Below are 18,808 nucleotides of genomic sequence, written 5' to 3' on the forward strand. Positions count from 1 at the left end.
ATATCGTGTTTCTAAAAGTGCCGTCGAGCACTCCGTCAATTCGGAAAACCGACTACGAACCGCCGCCGGACTCGACGCGATGACAGGCCGCGACGTGATCCTCGCTCGCTTCCACTGTCCGCGGCGTTTCCTGCTCGCAAGGCGAGGGAAACGCCGCGGACACCAGCTCTTCCGCGTGTTCGCGCCGTTCGGTCGCCAGCGCGGTTGCGGCCTCCCAAACGGCTTCCTCCGCGTTGGGTGGCAAATTAACCGGGTCGCAGGGAAGCAACTGCTCGACGAGATACGATGCGACAGTTTCGTCGCCGGTGTTTCTCCCCTCCGCCGAAAGTCGGGTCTTCGCCGCGTCGGGATCGAGTTCGCCCGACAGGACGCGATTTCGGAACGTGAACGCACTCCGGAAATCCTCTTCGCTTCCGCTCCAGTCGTCCGGCGGAATTACCATCGGACAGCGCGTGTGGAATCGACATCCCGTGGGGGGATTCAACGGCGAGGGAACCGTCCCTTCGAGGATAATTCGCTCGTCGCGGTCGCCGGGGTCGATTCGTGGCACCGCCGACAGCAGCGATTTCGTGTAGGGATGTTGCGGGTTGTCGTACAGTTCCGCAACGGGCGCGGTTTCCACTATCTGACCCAGATACATCACCGCGACGCGGTCTGCGACGTGGCGGACCACGCTCAGGTTGTGGGCGATGAAGACCAGCGACAACCCGAACTCGTCCTGCAGTTCGTCGAGCAAATTGAGAATCTGGGCCTGCACGGACACGTCGAGCGCGGACACCGGTTCGTCCGCGATGATGAGTTCGGGTTCCAGCGAGAGCGCGCGGGCGATGCCGACGCGCTGTTGCTGACCGCCAGAAAACTGGTTCGGATAGCGTTCGATGTGCGCCGGTTTCAGTCCGACTCGCTCAAGGAGTTCTTTCGCGCGCTCCAGTCGCTCCTCGCCGTCCGCCCCGATTCCGTGAACCTCCATCGGGGCGGTGAGGATTTCGCCGACCGTCTGGCGCGGGTTCAGCGACGCCAGCGGGTCTTGGAATATCATCTGGAGGTTCCGGCGGTGTGGGCGCATCTCGCCCGCCGACAGTTCGGTGATGTCCTCGCCGTGGTACGTTACCGACCCCGCGGTTGCGTCATGGAGGTTGAGAACCGTCCGACCGAGGGTACTCTTTCCGCATCCCGATTCGCCGACGATTGCGAGCGTTTCGCCCTCGTGAACCGTGAGGTCGACGCCATCGACTGCCCGGACGTGGCCGGTATCCCCGACCAATCTGTCGAGGACGCCGTTGGACTGGTCGAAGTACTTTTTCAGTCCGCGCACGGTCAGGAGCGGTTCGCTTCCGGTTCGTTTCTCGGATTTCGTCGTCTGCATGCTCATATTCGCTCCTCCTGTGATCCGCGTCGGAGACACGCCGCGACGTGGTTCTCGTCGGTTTGCGTTCCGTTCTCCGCCGACTCGCCGACCGGTCTGAAATCCGGTTTGATTTCGTAGCACTCCCGCGTCGCCTCCGGACAGCGCGGTGCAAAGTGACACGCAAATTGAATGTCGATGAGGTCGGGAACGTTCCCCTCGATCGGTTGCAGTGCCTCCGTCGGCGCGTCGAGCCGGGGCGTGCTCGCAATCAATCCCTGTGTGTAGGGATGCTGAGGGTTTCGGAATAATTCGTTCGTCTCCGCTCGCTCCACGATCTGGCCGGCGTACATCACGTTCACGCGGTCACAGACCTCCGCGACGACGGCGAGATCGTGCGTGATGAGCAGGATGGCCGTGTCGAAGGCATCCTTCAAATCCCGGAGTTCGTCCAGGATTTGCGCCTGGATCGTCACGTCGAGCGCCGTCGTCGGTTCGTCGCAGATGAGCAGGTCGGGTTCCGCGGCGAGCGCCATCGCGATCATCGCACGCTGGCGCATTCCGCCGGAGAACTCGTGGGGGAAGTCCGTCGCCCGGCTTTCCGGTTCTGGAATCTCGACGCTTTCCAGCATTTCGATGGCTTTCCGCCACGCTTCGCTGTTTTTCGCCGAGCCGATAAGTTTGCGCTTGAGTTCGGCGGGGAGGCGAATCGACTCGCCGACCGGTTGGTGGAGCCGAACCATCTCAGCGATCTGTTCGCCGACGGTCAGCGTCGGGTTGAGGCTGTTCATCGGGTCTTGGAACACCATCGAAATCGATCCGCCGCGGATTTTGCGGCGCTCCGATTCGGGTAAATCGAGCAGCGAATCGCCGTGAAGTCGGATGTCGCCGCCCGCGATTTCGCCCGGTTCCTCCACGATTCCCATTATGGTGTCGGCGAGGACGCTTTTTCCCGAACCGGACTCGCCGACGAGGCCGACGATTTCGCCGGATTCGATCCGCAGGTCTACCTCGTTGACGGCGTCAACCGTGCCTCTCGGCGTCGGGAAGCGCGTGTGAAGGTTTTGGACTTCGAGGAGGCTCATCTGTTCTCGACCTCCCCTTCGCTCACGTCGAACACGTCGCGCAGGCCGTCGCCGAGCATGTTGAAGGCGAGCACCGTCAGCATGATTGCGAAGCCCGGCATGACGCTAATCCACCACGCTTGGTCGATGAACTGGCGGCCGTCCGAGAGGAGCAGTCCCCACGTCGGAGTCGTCGGCTTGACGCCGAGTCCGAGGAAGGACAGACCCGCCTCCGCGAGGATTGCCAGCGGGATCATCAGCGTCGCCTGCACGATGAGCGGCGCGACGGCGTTCGGCAGGATTTCGCGGGTCATGATTCTGCGGTTGCTCATGCCAATTGCGCGGGCCGCCATGACGTATTCCTCTTCGCGAAGCGACAGCACTTCGCCCCTGACGAGGCGGGCGAAGTCGTCGATGTACGCGATGCCGATCGCGATGACGACGTTCGTGACGCCCAACCCGCCGGAGAGGGCGATGATGCCGACCCCGAGGATGAGTTCGGGAAACGCCCACTGGAAGTCCACGTAGCGCATCAGGACGCTATCGACCCACCCGCCGTAGAATCCGGCGAGTAAGCCAATCGACGTGCCGAGCGTGAACGCGACCGCGACGGTGGCCAGCGCCACGAGGAGCGAAACGCGCGCTCCGTACACCATCCGCGAGAGGACGTCGTGGCCGAACGAATCGGTTCCGAGCGGGTGCCAGACGCGGTCGATACTGGAATCTCCGTCGTAGTTCCCTTCCGAATAGCTGTTCGGCCCCTGCATGAAGCCGAAGGTGGCTTCCGGATCGTGGGGTGCGACGTAGGGCGCGAACACCGCCGTGAAGATGAACAGGACGACGACGATGGCACCGAACAGCGCCATCTTGTCGCCCAGTACGCCTTCGACGACTCGTTGGCGGGTGGTTTTGTGCTCTTCGTACTGTTCGTCTTCCTGATACTCGGGGGGGACGTCGGACGGCCCGGATTCGGCGGGCGTGTTCGGGCCGACGCCCGGTTCGGTGTGTTCCGTCATTGGGAGCCTCCGTAGCCGATACGCGGGTCGATAACCGTGTAGACGAGATCCACCGCGAGGTTCGTGAACACCATCACGGCGGCGACGATGAGGATGACCGCCTGCGTCACCGGGTAGTTCCTGTCCAGCATCGAATCCACGAGCAGACGCCCGAGGCCTTGGATGCCGAAGACGAGTTCGACCGTAACGCTACCGACGAGCACCAGCGCGAGTTGGATGCCAGCGACAGTAATCACGGGAATCATCGCGTTCTGAAGCGCGTGTTTGTACAGCATCACGCGGTCGCTGACGCCTTTCGCGCGTGCGGTTCGCATGTACGGCTTGTTCAGCACCTCGAGAAGCGACGAGCGCATCATCCGCATCACGACCGCGGCGTAGGGAAGTCCGACTGCGATGCCGGGGAGTAGGATACGCTTAAACCACGGCACAACGCCCTCACTAAACGGTGTGTATCCGTACACTGGAAGCACGCTAAACCAGACGCCAAACACCAACGCCAATAAGATGCCGACGAAGAACGCTGGCATGGAGACGCCGAGAAAGGCAGATACCGTGGCGACGTAATCGACGCCTTCGCCCTTGCGGGTCGCGCTGATGATGCCGGTCGGAACCGCGACGCCGAGACCGACGACGATGGCGAGGACGCCGATGGAGAGCGTCCTCGGCCCGGCCTGTGCGACGAGCGTGGAAACCGATTGGCCGGTGCTGAGGCTCTGTCCGAAGTTCAGCGTGGCCATGTCGAGCAACCAGTCGAAATACTGGATGTACAGCGGCCTATCGAGGCCGAGTTCAGCGCGGAGAGCGGCAACCGCCTGCGGCGTCGCTTCTTGTCCGAGCATGGTTCGAACCGGCCCGCCCGGAATCATGCGAAGGCCGAAAAACACCGTGGTCGCGACTAGCCACATGATGAAGCCAGCGTGAACCACCCGTTTTGCGATGTACTGGCGCATCTACCCCTCGACCCACGTCGTGTGGAAGTTACGCATGAAGGGGATGTGGGTGAAACCCTTCACGGAGGAGCGTTTCGCGGCGATATCGTCCTGATGCATCAGGTAGGCGTGCGGAACCTGCTTGATGAGGTGGTCTTCTAACTCCTGAAGCACCTGCTTGCGTTCCTCACGGTCGAGCGCCGTGCGCTGTTTGGCCAGCAAATCGTGTGCTTTCTGATTCTCGAAGTTCACCCAGTTCCAGACGCCGCCGTCGTCCGGTTTACGGTAGAAGTTCCAGAGCGACTGATCGGGGTCGGGGTCGCCGACGCTGCCGCTGATGGTGGTGTCGTAATCGCCGGTTTCGTAGCGCTCCCAGTAGGTCGAACTCGTCACCTGCTCAATGTTGACGTCGAACCCGGCCTTGTTCAACTGCTGGCGCATCGCCTTCGCGCCGCGAAGGCTACTTTGGTCGGTCAGGATGTGGAACGACGCTCCTTCCGCACCGGCCTCCTTGATGAGCCGTTTCCCGGCCTCCGGGTCGTACTGCTGGTCGGTCGGTTTGTCGTCGCGCCAGACCCAGTTGGTCGCCTTGTTGATTGGCCCGGTGTCGGGAAGCGCGTTGCCGAAGTAGGCTGCGTCCACGAAGGCCTCGTTGTCGATAGACTTGGCGATACCCATGCGGGCTTTTTGTGATCCGAACGGATCGCGGCGCTGGTTCATGGCGAACCCGTACCAATTGATACCCGGCGCGTCGAGCTTTTCGACGCCGTTCGCCTGATCCACTTTCGACACGTTCTGAAGCGGGACGAGGTTGGCGAAATCGATGTCGCCGCTCCGAAGCGCGTTCACGAGCGTCGCGGGTTCCGGAATTGGTTTGATATCGATGCCGTCCAAGTAGGGAAGTGCGTTCCCCTCGCTGTCCGTCTCAAAGTAATCCTCAAAGGCGTCGAGCGTGACGCCGGAACCTATTTGATGTTCTGTTACCTTGAACGGCCCCGTGCCGACCGGTTTCGCCTTGTAGGCTTCCGCACCCATCTCTTCGATAGCGTTCTTGCAGACGATTGTCGCCGCGCGTCCGGGACCCCGCGTGAGATAGATGAGTGCGGGGGCCATCGGTTCCGAGAAATTGAGTTCGACGGTGTGTTCGTCTTGGACGACGACGCCGTCGTCGTCCAGCGACTTGAGCGATTCCAGCTTCGAGGCCGCGGGAGCCTCCTCGGAAATCGTCCGGTTGATGGTGTATTTCACGTCCTCGGCGGTGAAATCCGACCCGTCGTGAAATTTCACGCCCTCGCGGAGATTGAACGTAAACTTCGACCCGTCGTCACTGACCTCCCAGTCCTTTGCGAGGTCGCCTCGAATCGTGAGGTCCTTTTTCAGCGTGACGAGGCCGCTGAACACGTTCGCGGCCACTTGGAAATACTGACCGACGCTGATGAACGGGGGGTCTAACACGTCGATACTGCCGGTGAACCAACCGGCACTGAGTCGGCCACCGCGCTGTCCTTCGGAGGGTGCGCCGGTCGTTCCGTCGCCGTTTCCGTCACCGCTTCCGCCGCCGCCTCCGGTACAACCAGCCAAACTGGTGATTCCCGCCGCGCCGAGGAGTTTCATCGTCGTCCGGCGGTCGACCACCGGGCCGCTCATGTCTTCGTCCGAAATTTTGCCACTAGTTCTCATAGTACATTGGTACACACAAGCAAACCCACTTCGTTATATACCCGGATATATTCGGATTTTCAAAATTTCTCGGATGAATTATAATACACCAATAACACGTCCAGACACATTTTTAACTTGTTTAATGCGAAGGTTCACCACAGTCGGTTTCGTAAACTACGGCCATGCGAGAAGTGACGCTCCGAGTGCGCCACCACGGCGAACCCGAGAGCGACATCAGTGCCGACTATCCGACGATTACGATTCGCTCCGTCTCCTCGATGACCGGAAGCGCCGCCGAGCGAAAACGCATCATCGAGATAACTGGCCCGAAATCGTCCATCGAAGGATTTCTCGACGATTTCGCCGCCGCACCGGCGGTACTGGAAGTAGACCCGCTGACCCCGCTCGACGTTCCGCGCGTTCTCGTCGCCGTCACCATCGACAGCTATCAGTGGGATAGCATCTCACAGCGGCTAACCGACTTGGGCGTCCACTACCGAACCGGGGCGACTATCACGGCAGGGTGGGAGCGCTGGACGCTGTTTCTGGGCGAGACGGACGATTTGAACGAGATCGTTGCCTCCCTCGAACGGGCGGGGAATGAAACCGACCTCGTTAGGAACATCGAAGTTGACCACGTGGGAGAACAAGAGCAGTTGGAGTTCTCCCGTGTTCTCTCCGAACTGACCCGGAGACAACGCGAAGTGCTCGGAACTGCCATCGAACTCGGCTACTATCGTCCGAAAAAAGAGACGAGCATCGAGGGCATCGCCGCCACGGTCGGTATCGCCTCGACGACGGCGTGGGAGCACCTCGCCCGCGCTGAGGGGAAAGTGATGGAAGAAGTCGGACAGCATCTTTCCTCAACTGGCACTGGGTCCACGAACCGCTAGAACCGCGCCAAGCAGGGACGCCACAACAGCGAACCCGGCGAGGACGGTAAACAGCACAGTCGGGGAAAAGTACTGGAGGACGACACCGGCGATTGTCGCACCGAGCGCACCAACGCCGAAAACGCCGAGATAGGTGTAGCCGTAGGAAATCCCGCGCGCCTCAGGCGGCGTGTACTCCGCGACGGTCGCCTGATAGAGCGGTTGGACGACGAACAGGCAGAATCCGAGGACGAAACTAACCGCGAGCAGCGGCGCGAGTCCGGCGTTGGAGGCGGGCACGAAGACGATTGCGATGACCGCCAAGAGGCCGAACGACACCGCAATTGCGCGGGCGTTTTCTACCCTGTCGGTCAGTTTTCCGCCGACGTACTGCCCGGCCATGCCGACCGTCAGCAGTCCGGCGTAGAGATACCGCGCCGGTTCCAGCGATTCGCCTGCGAAATCGACCGGTGCAAACATCGGCAGTTCGCCGAGCAGGTCGGGAAGGAACGTCAGTACGCCGCGGTAGTACAGTCCGGACATCATGACGACGCCGAAGACGGCGACGAACCATCCGGCGAACAGAGTTCTGGATGTGCCGAAAAATTCGGTGAGGGAGGAGACGCCGCCGTCGGCGCGAGTTTCCTGTCCTTCGACCGCCGCGGATTCGTCGATATTGGTTCGGAACGCGAGGAACGCTGCGATGAGCGCCGGAACGGCGAGGATGCCGACGACTGTTCGCCAATCGAATACGAGCAGGAGCAGCGTCGTGGCCAGCGGACCGAAGGCGATACCGAAGTTTCCAGCCATTCCGTGATAGGCGAACGCGCTTCCGCGTTCGCTGACGCCTTTGCTGAGCAGTGCGAGTCCGGCGGGATGGTAGACGCTGGCGGAGATTCCCCACAGAAAGAGCGCCAACGCGACCACGGGGAGCGTTGGCGCTACCGAGAGCAGGAGAAACGACCCGGCCATCCCAAACAGACAGAGGACGATAAGGCTACGCGAACCGTAGGAATCAGAAAGTACGCCGCCCGGCAGCGCCCCGAGTCCGAACAGCGCGTAGCCGACGCCCACGACGATTCCCAACGTCCCCGTCGTGGCGTTGAACTCCGTCAACCAGACGGTGAGGAAGATGGGAAAGGAAAGTTCGTAGGTGTGAACCATCGCGTGTGCGAGCATCACGAGTCCGACGATGGTTCGGTCGTTGCTGTTCACAGTTGGTGTTGGTTCGGTATCGGTTATAAAAGGTCGCCCGAATCGAATCGGGGTGCTGAGAGGAACGCCGGAAAGCGGCAAACGAGAACGGGCCAACAGGACGAAACAATCGAACAAGCCGAAAGTAACCGACAGAACAAAGAGATGGGAGCGGATGCCTTCGACTAGCATGACAGGTGTTGACGACACCGACGGGGAGACGACGAGCGAATCGCTGGTTTCCGTACTCGAATCGCTGGGCGTGGAGTACGTCTTTGGCTACCCCGGCGGCCGGGTCATCGAACTGTTGGACGACCTGCCGGAATCGAACGTGGACGTGGTTCGACCCCGCGACGAACGCGAGGGGAGCGTCATGGCCGAGATGTACGGCCGATTGCACGGAAAACCCGCGGTTCTCGCGGGACAGGGGCCGTGGATTGGAAGCCTCGGCGTCATCGGACAGATGGAGGCGCGCCTCGCTTCCTCGCCGATGGTCGTCCTGACCGAGGCGAGCGAGCGCGGTGATTACTCGACGCTCGCACCGTACCAGCAGTCCCGAGGCGATTACGGCGGCCTCTCGCTGCCGAAAATTCTGGACGGCGTGACGAAAGAACACTGGTTCCCGCGAACGCCGACCGAAACCGTGCGAAGCGTGCAACTGGCGTTCAAGCACGCGACGGCGGGCCGGTCGGGACCGACCGCCGTCATTTTGGACGGTAACGCGATTACCGACGACGTTCCGAGCGACCCAATGCCCCCGGTTTGGAAGAGCAAAGAGCAAGTTCGAAACTGGGAGTCGAAACCGACCGACGGCGACGTGGCGAAGGCGAAAGAGGCGCTCGAATCCGCGGAGCGCCCCGTCATCGTCGCCGGAAACGGTGTCCACTCCGCGAACGCCTACGATCAACTGACGGACGTCGCGGAAACCTACGACGCGGTGGTCGCAACTTCCTATCTGGGCAAATCGACGATTCCGGAGACCCACGCCCTCGCGGCTGGCGTCATCGGGTCGTTCGGCCACGAAGGGGCGAATCAGGTCGTCAGCGAGGCCGACACCCTCCTCGTCGTCGGGTGTCGGATGAATCCGATGGACACGAACTGGCAGGCGTCGTCGTTCATCCGCCCAGCGAAACAGACCATCATCCACGCCGACATCGATACTCGAAACGCGGGGTGGGTGTACCCCGCCGACGCGGGACTCATCGGCGACGCGAAAGAGAGTCTTCGAGCACTGGCAAACGCCGGAAGCGCGGAAAACGATTGGGCACGGGAACGGGCGAAGAAAGCGCGCGAATCCTTCTTCACCGAGAAATGCGACAGCGACGCTTCACCCATCAAACCCCAGCGCGCGGTGAAAGAAATCGAGGCGCTGGTTGACGAGGATACCATCGTCACGGCCGACTCGGGCAACAACCGATTCTGGCTGTTGAACTACCTGCAGACGCCCGGAATCCGAACGTACTTCGGCAGCGGCGGCGTCGGCGGAATGGGCTGGTCGGCCCCCGCCGCGGTGAGCGCCGCGCTCTCGACCGACAAGGACGTTATCAGCGTCGCGGGCGACGGCGGATTCACGATGACGATGACCAGCGTGGAAGTCGCCGTCGAATACGGCGTCGCGCCGACCTTCGTCGTGCTGAACGACACCAGCCTCGGCATGGTGCGCCAGATGCAGGACGAAGACGGCGACATCGCGGGTGTCGAATTCCACGACACCGACTTCGTGAAAGTGGCCGAAGGCTTCGGTGCCGAGGGAACGAGAGCGACGACGCCAGACGAACTGGCCGACGCGCTGAAACGAGGGAAAGAAAGCAACCTACCGTACGTCATCGACGCCAGAATCGACCGCGAGGAGGATATGGCCGAACAACTACAGTCGTCCTTCTACGCGGAAGTCGGCGGGCTACACGAGTGATCTGGGAGATCGTATCGCTTACCAGCGATTCCTGACGACCGCCCGATAACGGGAAGAAAACCTTTTCCTGTCACCCCGAGACTGAAAACCCATGGCGCAACGCGAGACGGTACTCGTCACTGGCGGGACAGGCTTCATCGGGTCGTACACGGCAAAAGACCTCGTCGAACACGGGCACGACGTGGTCGCATACGACCTTTCGACCGACACGCGTATTTTGGAGAAACTCGGCGTCGACGACGACGTTGACGTCCGCCGCGGCGACCTCTCCGACCCGACCGACGTAATCCGTGCGGTGAAAGAAACTGGCGCGACGCGAATCGTCCACCTCGCGGCGCTCCTCACGACCACGGCGCGCGAGAATCCGCGGCTCGCAATCGACGTGAACGTTCAGGGAACGAACAACGTGTTCGAGGCGGCGCGAACCCTTTCTGACCAAGTCGAGCGCGTGGCGTGGGCATCCAGCGCGGCGGTGTTCGCCCCACCAGCGAAATACGACGACGGGTGGGTTACTGAAGACGACCTCGTCTACCCCGACACGCTGTACGGCGCGACGAAGGAGTTCAACGAACACCAAGCGCGGGTGTACTTCGAAGATTACGACCTCTCGCACGTCGCCCTCCGCCCGACGGTCGCATACGGTCCCTACCGCGAAACCGGCGGATCCGCGTTCCTCGCCAACATCGTCGAAAAGCCCGCGCTCGGCGAATCCTTTAGCGTGGAGTACGGCGACCAAGTCATCGACTGGCAACACGTCGAGGACATCGCACAGGCGTTCCGCCTCGCCGCCTTCGCGCCGGAACGGGACATCGAACAGCGCGTGTACAACGTTCGCGGAACCGTGGCGACGATTCGGGAGGCCGCGGAAACGGTGGAGAAAATCATACCCAATGCGAATGTGGAGGTTTCAGACGAGGGCGAACTCCCGTGGACCCAGAAACTCGACATGACTGCGATTCGGGAGGAACTGGGGTACGAACCGCAGTACGACTTGGAAAGCGGGTTCCGGAAGTACATCAACGTGCTTCGGGAGGAAAACGGACTGGATACGGTCTGAAGCGTCGGAGCGTTTCGGGGTGATTTGTAGTTTTTCCTAAATGTAAGAACGAGTACCAACTCCAAGTTTAGACGGGTAGTCGGGATTTCTTGGGAATCTATGTGGAAATCTATCCAGAAATCCATGTGAAAAGCTGTTTGGAGAGCTACCGAGAAGCAATCGGTAATTCGGAATCGCGGCGTCACGCATCGAGCGGCGGGAAAAATCGAGTTGGAAAGCGGTTATCCGGTAAGCCTGCTCACGAGCGACTTGAGTTTCGAGCCGCCGGCCAACTCCTGCAGGTCGCTCAGGGCCTGTTTTTCGTCGCTCACGTTCGACTCGATCGGGTCGGTTACGTCGGTGCCGAAGTCGAGTTGGTCGGCAAGCATTAGCAGCCCCTCGTAGCCGGTGATTTCCAGTCGCTCGGATTTCATTCCGGCGTTGAGCGCGAACATATCCCGAACGTCCTCGTTGGTGGCGATGCTCTGGAACTGGTCGTGCTCGGAGAGTAGCCCGTTGACGACGTCGTTGTCCTGCCGTTCGGGAGTTTCATCCAGCGCGCGGAATGACTCTTCGAGTCTCGTGACGTGTTCTTCCGTCTCTTCGCGGTGCTCCGCGAACGCACGACTGATGTCCTGGTTGCTCGTCTCCGTCGCGAGTTCGTCGAGCGCACCGACGAGTTTGTTCTCGATGTCGTACATCCCCTGCAGTTCGTACACGAACAGGTCGTGCAGTGAATTGACTTCCATTTCCCTCACCCCGACGGGGATGAGACAGGGCGTTCAATAGCCGTTGTGGCTAACGGGAACCGCGAAAAATTTTCAGTTCTGCGTCTGGCTGTACTCGCTCACCCACTCCTTCAGCGTGATTCCCATCGCGGACTGGGTGATGGCGTTCGAACTGGCCGAGTTCGCGCTTTTGACCAGTTCGGCTTCAAGGGTACGTTTGGGCACTTCGCCGAGGAAGTGTGGAATTGCGCGCTGAACCGCGAGGGGACAGCCAACCTCGTGGGCCAGTGCGTACCCCGAAATGGAGTGCGGGATTTCCTCGGTGGCGTAGGTCGGGTCGGGGTCGAGCAACGTTTCTTCGTCCACGAAATCGACGTACTCGTAACACTTTCCGATGTCGTGGAGCAGACAGGCCGCGATGATGACGTCCTCGTCCGGGTCGGCCCCGTGGAACTCGCGCTGTTCGTCCGCCGACCGCATGGCGATTCGGGTCACCCCGCGCACGTGCTCCACGTTCGTCACCTCGTGGATGTTCCACGCGTAGGGGATGTCCGCGATGTCCTTCCATCCGCCGCGTTCGAGGCCCAGAACCCACGCTTCGACGACTTTCGTACGTAGTTCGTCGTCCTCGATGGATTGAAGTTCGGGAAAAGCGTCTTCGACCTGTTCGCGGTAGTTCGGCGTGTCGGTCATGTTCAGTTGTTTGTGGGCCGGTACCTAATGGTTCGTGCATTCGCGGTGAAAGACGATAATTGCGATGAAATCGGGAAAGGTGCTACAGAACCGTGTTTGCGGGAGAGGATCGGTAGCAAATCACGACTCCACTGAAACCGCCCCGCATCCGCCCACGTGCCTCCCCAACCGATTCCTTCGCTCCTGCGTCGCTCAGTCATCCGTCACGCGGGCGAACCGGGGTTCGCCTTCGCGCGCCATGGAAACCTAGGTGGTGTTGTGTGGATCTTCGCAAACGCACTGGCGCGTGCGTCCGCAGACCCGAGGACACCTCGTCCGAGGATCTGCCAGTTTCCGCGCGAGGGATGAGACTTGCAAGACGCTTCGCGTCTTGCTGACCTGCTGCCGTGGCCCGCAGGCATCGCAATGAGCGGAGCGACTGAGAAGCGCAGTCGGTTGGGGAGGGTGTAGCTGTCGCGGTGCGGAGCGGTTTCAGTGGAGTCGTGATTTGCTACCGAGATTTTGACAGATTTTCAAGCATCTCGATAAATGCTCCCTCGTCGTCGTGCTCATGTGCTGTCAGTAACTACCGCGGACGCAAAAAGAGAACCCACACACGCACCAACACAGAAAAACACGAATCAACGAAAACCCGGTTGCTACTCTTTCTGAACTATCTCTTTTCCAATAAACCGCGGCCTATCCTCCAGCGCGAGGAAGTTGTTCACGTCCTCGCGGGCCTCCTTCGCCTTGCCCTTGTCCGGATCGTAGTCGCGCGAGCCTTCGCTCCCCAGCGCGTCGTGCAAAGCGTCCAAATCCTCGAAGTAGAGCTCGGCGATGCCATCGAACTCGGACTCCTCAGGGGTTACGGGAAGGACGGTGTCGTACTTCGTGACGCCTTCGATTTCGCGGGCGATTTTCGTGTGATTGGTCTGCCAGTAGTCCACGAACTCCTCGTGGGACATGCCCTCCTGTCGAACGAGGAAGGCGGAGTGTTTGTACAGCCCGTCGGTGTCGCCGTCCACTTCGTCTTTCTGCGTGACGACTTCGCCGATAAATCGCGGGCGTTCTTCGAGTGCGAGGAAGTTGTTCACGTCCTCGCGGGCCTCCTTCGCCTTGCCCTTGTCCGGATCGTAGTCACGCGAGCCTTCGCTCCCCAGCGCGTCGTGCAGAGCGTCCAAATCCTCGAAGTAGAGCTCGGCGAGGCCGTCGAATTCGGCGGCGTCGGGCGTGACGGGGAGGACGGTCGAGTACTTCGTGACGCCTTCGATTTCGCGGGCGATTTTCGTGTGATTGGTCTGCCAGTAATCCACGAACTCGTCGTGCGTCATCCCGTCCTTGCGAACCAGCAACGCGACGTGCTTGTACATACCACCCGAAGGCAGGATTCGACGTGTGATAAAACACGCGAAGTATGTCGATTCAAGTGAACGTAGACGGCGGAGCGAACGTCGATAGGGAAAACGGACACCGTCGTTTCCGATGTCCGGTGGAGGAAAGTAACGTAGAGAGGAGAAACAACGGCCGGAGAACGGCGGAACGCCCGACGTTCAAGATATTCAAATCCGAATAAAAACAATCAGATAATTCTGTTCACATGAAAACAGTCAGTCAATTATATACAATCATTTATTATCCACCCCTTGTTCCTTGTTGCCATGGCGGATAGAAATCCGGGGCAGGAGAACAGATTCGAAATGACTCGGCGCGCCGTGTTGAGTGCGGTCGGGGCGGGGGGACTTGCGGGAGTTTCGGGGTGTCTCGGCGACATCGGCGGCGGTGGCGGTGGCGACGACACGGTGAAGTACGGGATGCTCAACCCGATGACGGGACCGTACGCCGGACTCGCCGAGGAGCAGAGAAAGGGCGCGAAACTCGCGGTGAAAACGATAAACGAGAGCGACGACTACGATTTCACTATCGACGCCAAGTACGGCGACACGCAGGCGGACGCCGAAACCGGCCAGCAGGAAGCGAGAAAGATGGTCGAACAGCACGGCGCGTCGTACATGATGGGAGCGATTTCGAGTTCCGTCGCGCTGGGTCTCAACGAATTTGCAAGCGAGGAAAGCGTCGTCTACTCCCCCGGCGCGGCGGCCATCCCAATTACGGGCAAAAACTGCAACGAGTACGTGTTCCGAAGCGAAACGAACACGGCACAAATCGCGGAAGCCTGTTCGGAGTGGACGCTGAACAACCTCGGAAGTAACGTCTGGTTCCACATCGCGGATTACGCCTACGGGCAATCGGTGCTTCGGGAATGGCGTTCGCGCATGCAGGAATCTAACGCGGACTTTTCGGAAGCGGGCGTCACTCGGGCGCAACTCGGCGCGAAGAATTTCGACTCGTTCATCAGTCAGATGAAAAACTCCGACGCCGACGTGGTCGTCGTCGGTTCGACCGGCGGCGACCTCATCGAGTTCCTCAATCAGGCGAGCGCGCAGGGACTCTCCAACCAGAAGGAAATCATGACCACGACGGGGTCGTTCCAAGTCGTCCGCGGCGCGCTCGGCGAGAAGGCCGACGGAATCTACAGCGGAACGCGATACGTGCCGCAACTCGACTCCGGCACGAACAAAGAGTTCGTCGAAGCCTACACGAACGAGAACGACGGCGAACCCGACAGTTTCGCGCGGGTCGCCTACGACTCCATCACGATGGTCGCAAACGGCATCAAAGAGGCCGGAAGCACCGACCCGGACGACGTAATCGAGACGCTTCCCGGACTGAAGATGCAGTCGCTCCTCGGGGAAAACGAGTTCCGAAGCTGCGACCACCAAGCCAAAAATCCGGTGTGGGTCGGACAGAACGTCTACAACGGCGGCGAGATGGCCGACGTGAAGCTCATCACCGAGGTCAACGGTGACGACGCCATCCCGTCGTGCGACCAAACCGGTTGTCAACTCTGATATGGCGGGTGCACTTCTCGAACAACTACTAAACGGCCTGACAATCGGGGCGGTGTACGTGCTGCTAGCCGCGGGTCTTTCCATCATCTTCGGCGTGATGGACGTCATCAATTTCGCTCACGGCGAGTTCTTCGCGCTCGGCGCGTACCTCGCGTTCGCCATCGTCGCCGTCGGTTCCGGCGGCGGGATATTCTGGATCGCGCTCCTCGTCGCGCCGCTCCTCGTCGCGCTCATCGCGGCGGTAATCGAGCGGGGAACCATCCGACCGCTGTACGGCAGAAATCCGCTGTATCACATCCTGCTCACGTTCGGATTGGTTCTCATCTTCAAGGATGCTATCTCGTTCATCTGGGGTGACAACCCCAGACAGTTCGCCCAGCCACCCTTGCTTCGAGGTCCCATGGACGTGCTCGGCTTCAGCTACTCGAAGTACAGCTTCTTCATCATCGGCGTCGGCGTCGTGATGGCCGTCGGAACGTGGCTCCTGCTGAATCGCACCCGGTTCGGGCTCATCGTCCGCGCAGGCGCGCAAGACCGAGAGATGGTTCGCCACCTCGGCATCGACATCGACCGCTACTACACGCTCGTCTTCGCCTTCGGCGCGTTCCTCGCGGCGCTGGCCGGAATCGTCCTCGGCGCGAAACAGAGCGTCAACCCCGGAATGGGCAACTCCGTCATCATTCCCGCGTTCGTCATCGTCGTTCTCGGCGGTCTGGGAAGTTTCCGCGGCGCGGTCATCGGCGGATTCGGCGTGGGTATCATCGAGACGTTCTTCCGGAGCCCACCGTTCGGACTCGGCGCGGTGCTTCCAAATCTCGAAGGATTGGTCGTCTTCTTGCTGATGATAGGCGTCCTGCTCGTCCGACCGCAAGGCTTGTTCGGAAGCCCCGAGTGGGACTCGGAGGGCGGCGGCAAACTGCTGACCGGCGGTGGCGGCGGCGTGCTGGACGACCGAACGCGGTTCCGACTCGGGGCGGTCGTTGTCGGCCTGCTCGCGCTCGCACCCCTCGGAATCGGGGTGCTGTACACCTCTTACGAAGTTAATTCGCTCCTCTTGACCATCCTCGTCTGGGCACTGTTCGCGTTGAGCCTCGACTTCGTAATGGGCTACGCCGGACTCGTCTCGCTCGGTCACGTCCTCTTTTTCGGACTGGGAGCATACGGAACGGTTCTCACGGTCGAGAACGGAATGCCGTCCGTCTTCGTCGCGCTCGGGGTCGGTATCCTCGTCGCGGCGCTGGTCGCGTGGGTCGTCGGCCACCTCTCGATTCGCGTTTCGGGGGTGTACTTCTCAATGATTACCCTCGGCTTCGCCGAGCTGTTCTTCCAACTCGTGCAGAAATCGAGTTTCACCGGCGGCAGTGACGGCATATTCTCCGGGTTCGACCCGGTGTACGGCCTCATGGGCGGGCCGGAAGTCGGGGACGTCGCCTTGCTCGGCGATATCGAACTGTTCTACTACTTCGTGCTCGCCGCCGTCATCGGGTCGTACCTATTCGCCCGGCGAATGATGAACGCACCCTTCGGGAGCGTGCTTCAGGGTATCCGTGAGAGCGAAGAGCGCGCCTCGTTCATCGGCTACGACGTGACCGCCTACAAGCGGCGGGCGTTCGTCATCAGCGGTGGCCTCGCGGGACTCGCCGGAGGACTTTCGGCGATACACACTGGCGGTGCGTCGCCCTCGGTTCTCGCGTGGATAAAATCCGGCGAGGTTATCGTGATGACCATCCTCGGCGGGATGGGAACTCTGTACGGGCCGATGATTGGAGCGGGCGTCTTTTTCGGCCTCCGGGAAGTTCTGCAATCGTTCACCGCACAGTGGCAGGGCGTCCTCGGACTCATCTTCGTCCTGTTCGTCATCTACGTCCCGCAGGGTCTCGTCTCGGTTCCCGGGATGGTCTCGCGGTACACGAACCAGGAGACTGGCGGCGGCCCGGAACCGGTGGCTGACGCCGACTCGGAGGTGAGCAACTGATGGCGCTGCTCGAAACCGAGAACCTTACCCGTCAGTTCGGCGAACTCGTCGCAACAGACAACGTGAATCTCGGCGTCGAGGCGGGCGAGTTCCGGAGCGTCATCGGCCCGAACGGGGCCGGGAAGACGACCCTATTCAACCTGATTACGGGCGCGCTCTTTCCGACCTCGGGACGCGTCATATTCGCTGACGAAGCAGTATCGAACCTCCCGCCGCACGAGCGCGTTCGGCGCGGAATCGGGCGGTCGTTCCAAATCACGACCGTTTTCGGCGGCCTTTCGGTTCGGGAGAACGTCCGACTTTCCGCGCAGGCGGTGGCCGGTGAGTCGATTACTGCGGGCAATCGCCTGTTCCGTCCGGCAGACAGTTTCCCCGAAATCAACGAGCGCGTCGAGGACGTGCTTTCGCAAATCGGACTCGAGGCGCGGGGGGACGAAAAGGCGGCGGCGCTGGCCTACGGCGACCGGCGACGACTTGAAATCGGGTTGGTGCTAGCGACCGACCCGCGGGTCGTTCTGCTGGACGAACCGACCGCCGGGATGAGCGTGGAGGAGACGCGGGCGACGATGGCACTCATCGACGACGTGCTGGCCGACCGGACGCTCCTGCTCATCGAACACGACATCGACCTCGTGATGAACGTCTCCGACCGAATCACGGTGTTGAATCGCGGGCGGGAACTTGCGACCGGAACGCCCGAAGAGGTCGCGGAAAACGACGAGGTGCAAAAAGCGTACCTCGGAGGTGTTCGACCCTAATGCTGTCAATCGAAAATCTACACACGGGATACGGCGAAACGGAAGTGTTGTCGGGAGTTTCCCTCGACGTTCCGAAGGGCGAAGTGGTCGCGCTCATCGGGCGAAACGGCGTCGGAAAGACGACGACGCTTCGAAGCATCACGGGCGCGCTCCCGCTGACGTCGGGGGAGATTCGGTTCGACGGCGAGGACATCGCCGGACTCTCGCCGGTCGAAACCGTCCAGCGCGGCGTCGCGCTGGTGCCCGAAGAGCGCCGGGTGTTTCCCGGGCTGTCGGTGCGGGAGAACCTCGCCGTCGGAAGTCTCGGCGGGAGCGACAGCACGCATCGAAAAACGGTCGAGGAAGTGTTATCCGCCGGAGCGTTCGAGAATCTGCAGGAACGGCAGAACAGCCGCGGAATCGACCTCTCGGGCGGCGAACAGCAGATGCTGTCCATCGCCCGGGCGCTGGTCTGCGGCGCGGAACTGCTCATGTTGGACGAACCGACCGAAGGACTTGCCCCTCTCATTGTGGAGCGAGTCGAAGCCCTCATCCGCGACCTGAACGAGGAGGGTATCACGGTGCTGCTCGTGGAGCAGAACGTCGCCGTCGCGCTTTCCTTGGCGGACAGAGTGTATCTGCTGGACCAAGGAAAAATCGTCTTCGAGGGAACGCCCGAGGAGTTGGAAGCGGACGGAGAACTGATGGACAAACACCTCGGCATCAGTGTGTGAAAACCGTCGATAACCCTCCGAGA

16 protein-coding genes are annotated in these 18,808 nt (G+C 61.0%); 7 read left to right on the forward strand and 9 right to left on the reverse strand.

Translation table 11 applies throughout. The features are described from left to right. Nucleotides 1–52 precede the first annotated feature (52 nt). From LIX15_RS12670 to LIX15_RS12690, 5 genes are read right to left on the reverse strand one after another with little or no spacing between them, the layout of a single operon-like run. The gene (locus LIX15_RS12670; protein WP_227773550.1) at nucleotides 53–1,372 is read right to left on the reverse strand and encodes an ABC transporter ATP-binding protein; all 1,320 of its coding nucleotides are present in this window, start codon (nucleotides 1,370–1,372) and stop codon (nucleotides 53–55) included. Continuing rightward, entirely contained in the window at nucleotides 1,369–2,430 is a 1,062-nt protein-coding gene (locus LIX15_RS12675) for an ABC transporter ATP-binding protein (protein WP_227773551.1), read from the reverse strand. Before LIX15_RS12675 ends, LIX15_RS12670 begins: the two co-directional genes overlap by 4 nt. Further along, a complete protein-coding gene (locus LIX15_RS12680; protein WP_227773552.1) occupies nucleotides 2,427–3,425 on the reverse strand; it encodes an ABC transporter permease in 999 nt (332 codons plus the stop codon). The genes LIX15_RS12675 and LIX15_RS12680 overlap by 4 nt, the downstream gene beginning before the upstream one ends. Continuing rightward, nucleotides 3,422–4,375, reverse strand: a complete 954-nt coding sequence (locus LIX15_RS12685) for an ABC transporter permease (RefSeq protein WP_227773553.1) — start codon at nucleotides 4,373–4,375, stop codon at nucleotides 3,422–3,424. Before LIX15_RS12685 ends, LIX15_RS12680 begins: the two co-directional genes overlap by 4 nt. Next, entirely contained in the window at nucleotides 4,376–6,001 is a 1,626-nt protein-coding gene (locus LIX15_RS12690; protein ID WP_227773554.1) for an ABC transporter substrate-binding protein, read from the reverse strand. It abuts the gene before it with no gap. A 197-nt stretch (nucleotides 6,002–6,198) separates the two neighbouring features. Between LIX15_RS12690 and LIX15_RS12695 the strand changes: the two genes are divergently transcribed. Further along, nucleotides 6,199–6,909 carry a helix-turn-helix domain-containing protein gene (locus LIX15_RS12695; protein WP_227773555.1) on the forward strand — a complete coding sequence of 237 codons (711 nt, stop codon included), beginning with the start codon at nucleotides 6,199–6,201 and terminating at the stop codon, nucleotides 6,907–6,909. Here LIX15_RS12695 and LIX15_RS12700 read toward each other — a convergent pair. Continuing rightward, nucleotides 6,880–8,103, reverse strand: coding sequence for an MFS transporter (locus tag LIX15_RS12700; RefSeq protein ID WP_227773556.1), 1,224 nt, complete (start codon nucleotides 8,101–8,103; stop codon nucleotides 6,880–6,882). The two genes, LIX15_RS12695 and LIX15_RS12700, sit on opposite strands and share 30 nt — an antisense overlap. 169 nt (nucleotides 8,104–8,272) lie before the next feature. Between LIX15_RS12700 and LIX15_RS12705 the strand changes: the two genes are divergently transcribed. Further along, nucleotides 8,273–9,994, forward strand: a complete 1,722-nt coding sequence (locus tag LIX15_RS12705; RefSeq protein WP_227773557.1) for a thiamine pyrophosphate-binding protein — start codon at nucleotides 8,273–8,275, stop codon at nucleotides 9,992–9,994. 91 nt (nucleotides 9,995–10,085) lie between these two features. Next, nucleotides 10,086–11,051: an NAD-dependent epimerase/dehydratase family protein gene (locus LIX15_RS12710; protein WP_227773558.1), complete on the forward strand. Its 966-nt coding sequence runs from the start codon at nucleotides 10,086–10,088 to the stop codon at nucleotides 11,049–11,051. Nucleotides 11,052–11,272: 221 nt separating this feature from the next. On the opposite strand, the gene LIX15_RS12715 is transcribed toward LIX15_RS12710, so the two are convergent. From LIX15_RS12715 to LIX15_RS12725, 3 genes are all read right to left on the reverse strand, one after another. Next, nucleotides 11,273–11,779 (reverse strand): YciE/YciF ferroxidase family protein, encoded by a 507-nt coding sequence (locus tag LIX15_RS12715; RefSeq protein ID WP_227773559.1) that lies wholly within the window; start codon nucleotides 11,777–11,779, stop codon nucleotides 11,273–11,275. Nucleotides 11,780–11,851: 72 nt separating this feature from the next. Further along, the gene (locus tag LIX15_RS12720; protein ID WP_227773560.1) at nucleotides 11,852–12,451 is read right to left on the reverse strand and encodes an HD domain-containing protein; all 600 of its coding nucleotides are present in this window, start codon (nucleotides 12,449–12,451) and stop codon (nucleotides 11,852–11,854) included. A gap of 638 nt (nucleotides 12,452–13,089) precedes the next feature. After that, complete coding sequence (locus LIX15_RS12725; RefSeq protein WP_227773561.1) at nucleotides 13,090–13,800, reverse strand: EthD domain-containing protein; 711 nt, start codon at nucleotides 13,798–13,800, stop codon at nucleotides 13,090–13,092. Nucleotides 13,801–14,088: 288 nt separating this feature from the next. Between LIX15_RS12725 and LIX15_RS12730 the strand changes: the two genes are divergently transcribed. From LIX15_RS12730 to LIX15_RS12745, 4 genes are read left to right on the forward strand one after another with little or no spacing between them, the layout of a single operon-like run. Then, the gene (locus LIX15_RS12730; protein WP_227773562.1) at nucleotides 14,089–15,339 is read left to right on the forward strand and encodes an ABC transporter substrate-binding protein; all 1,251 of its coding nucleotides are present in this window, start codon (nucleotides 14,089–14,091) and stop codon (nucleotides 15,337–15,339) included. A 1-nt stretch (nucleotide 15,340) separates the two neighbouring features. Further along, entirely contained in the window at nucleotides 15,341–17,314 is a 1,974-nt protein-coding gene (locus LIX15_RS12735; RefSeq protein ID WP_345412635.1) for an ABC transporter permease, read from the forward strand. Beyond that, on the forward strand, nucleotides 17,314–18,072 hold the full coding sequence (locus tag LIX15_RS12740) for an ABC transporter ATP-binding protein (RefSeq protein WP_227773564.1): 759 nt from the start codon (nucleotides 17,314–17,316) through the stop codon (nucleotides 18,070–18,072). Before LIX15_RS12735 ends, LIX15_RS12740 begins: the two co-directional genes overlap by 1 nt. After that, a complete protein-coding gene (locus LIX15_RS12745) occupies nucleotides 18,072–18,785 on the forward strand; it encodes an ABC transporter ATP-binding protein (RefSeq protein WP_227773565.1) in 714 nt (237 codons plus the stop codon). The genes LIX15_RS12740 and LIX15_RS12745 overlap by 1 nt, the downstream gene beginning before the upstream one ends. Nucleotides 18,786–18,808: the final 23 nt, after the last annotated feature.

The sequence above is a fragment of the Haladaptatus pallidirubidus genome (assembly GCF_020700235.1).
GTDB classification, from domain to species: Archaea; Halobacteriota; Halobacteria; order Halobacteriales; family Haladaptataceae; genus Haladaptatus; species Haladaptatus pallidirubidus.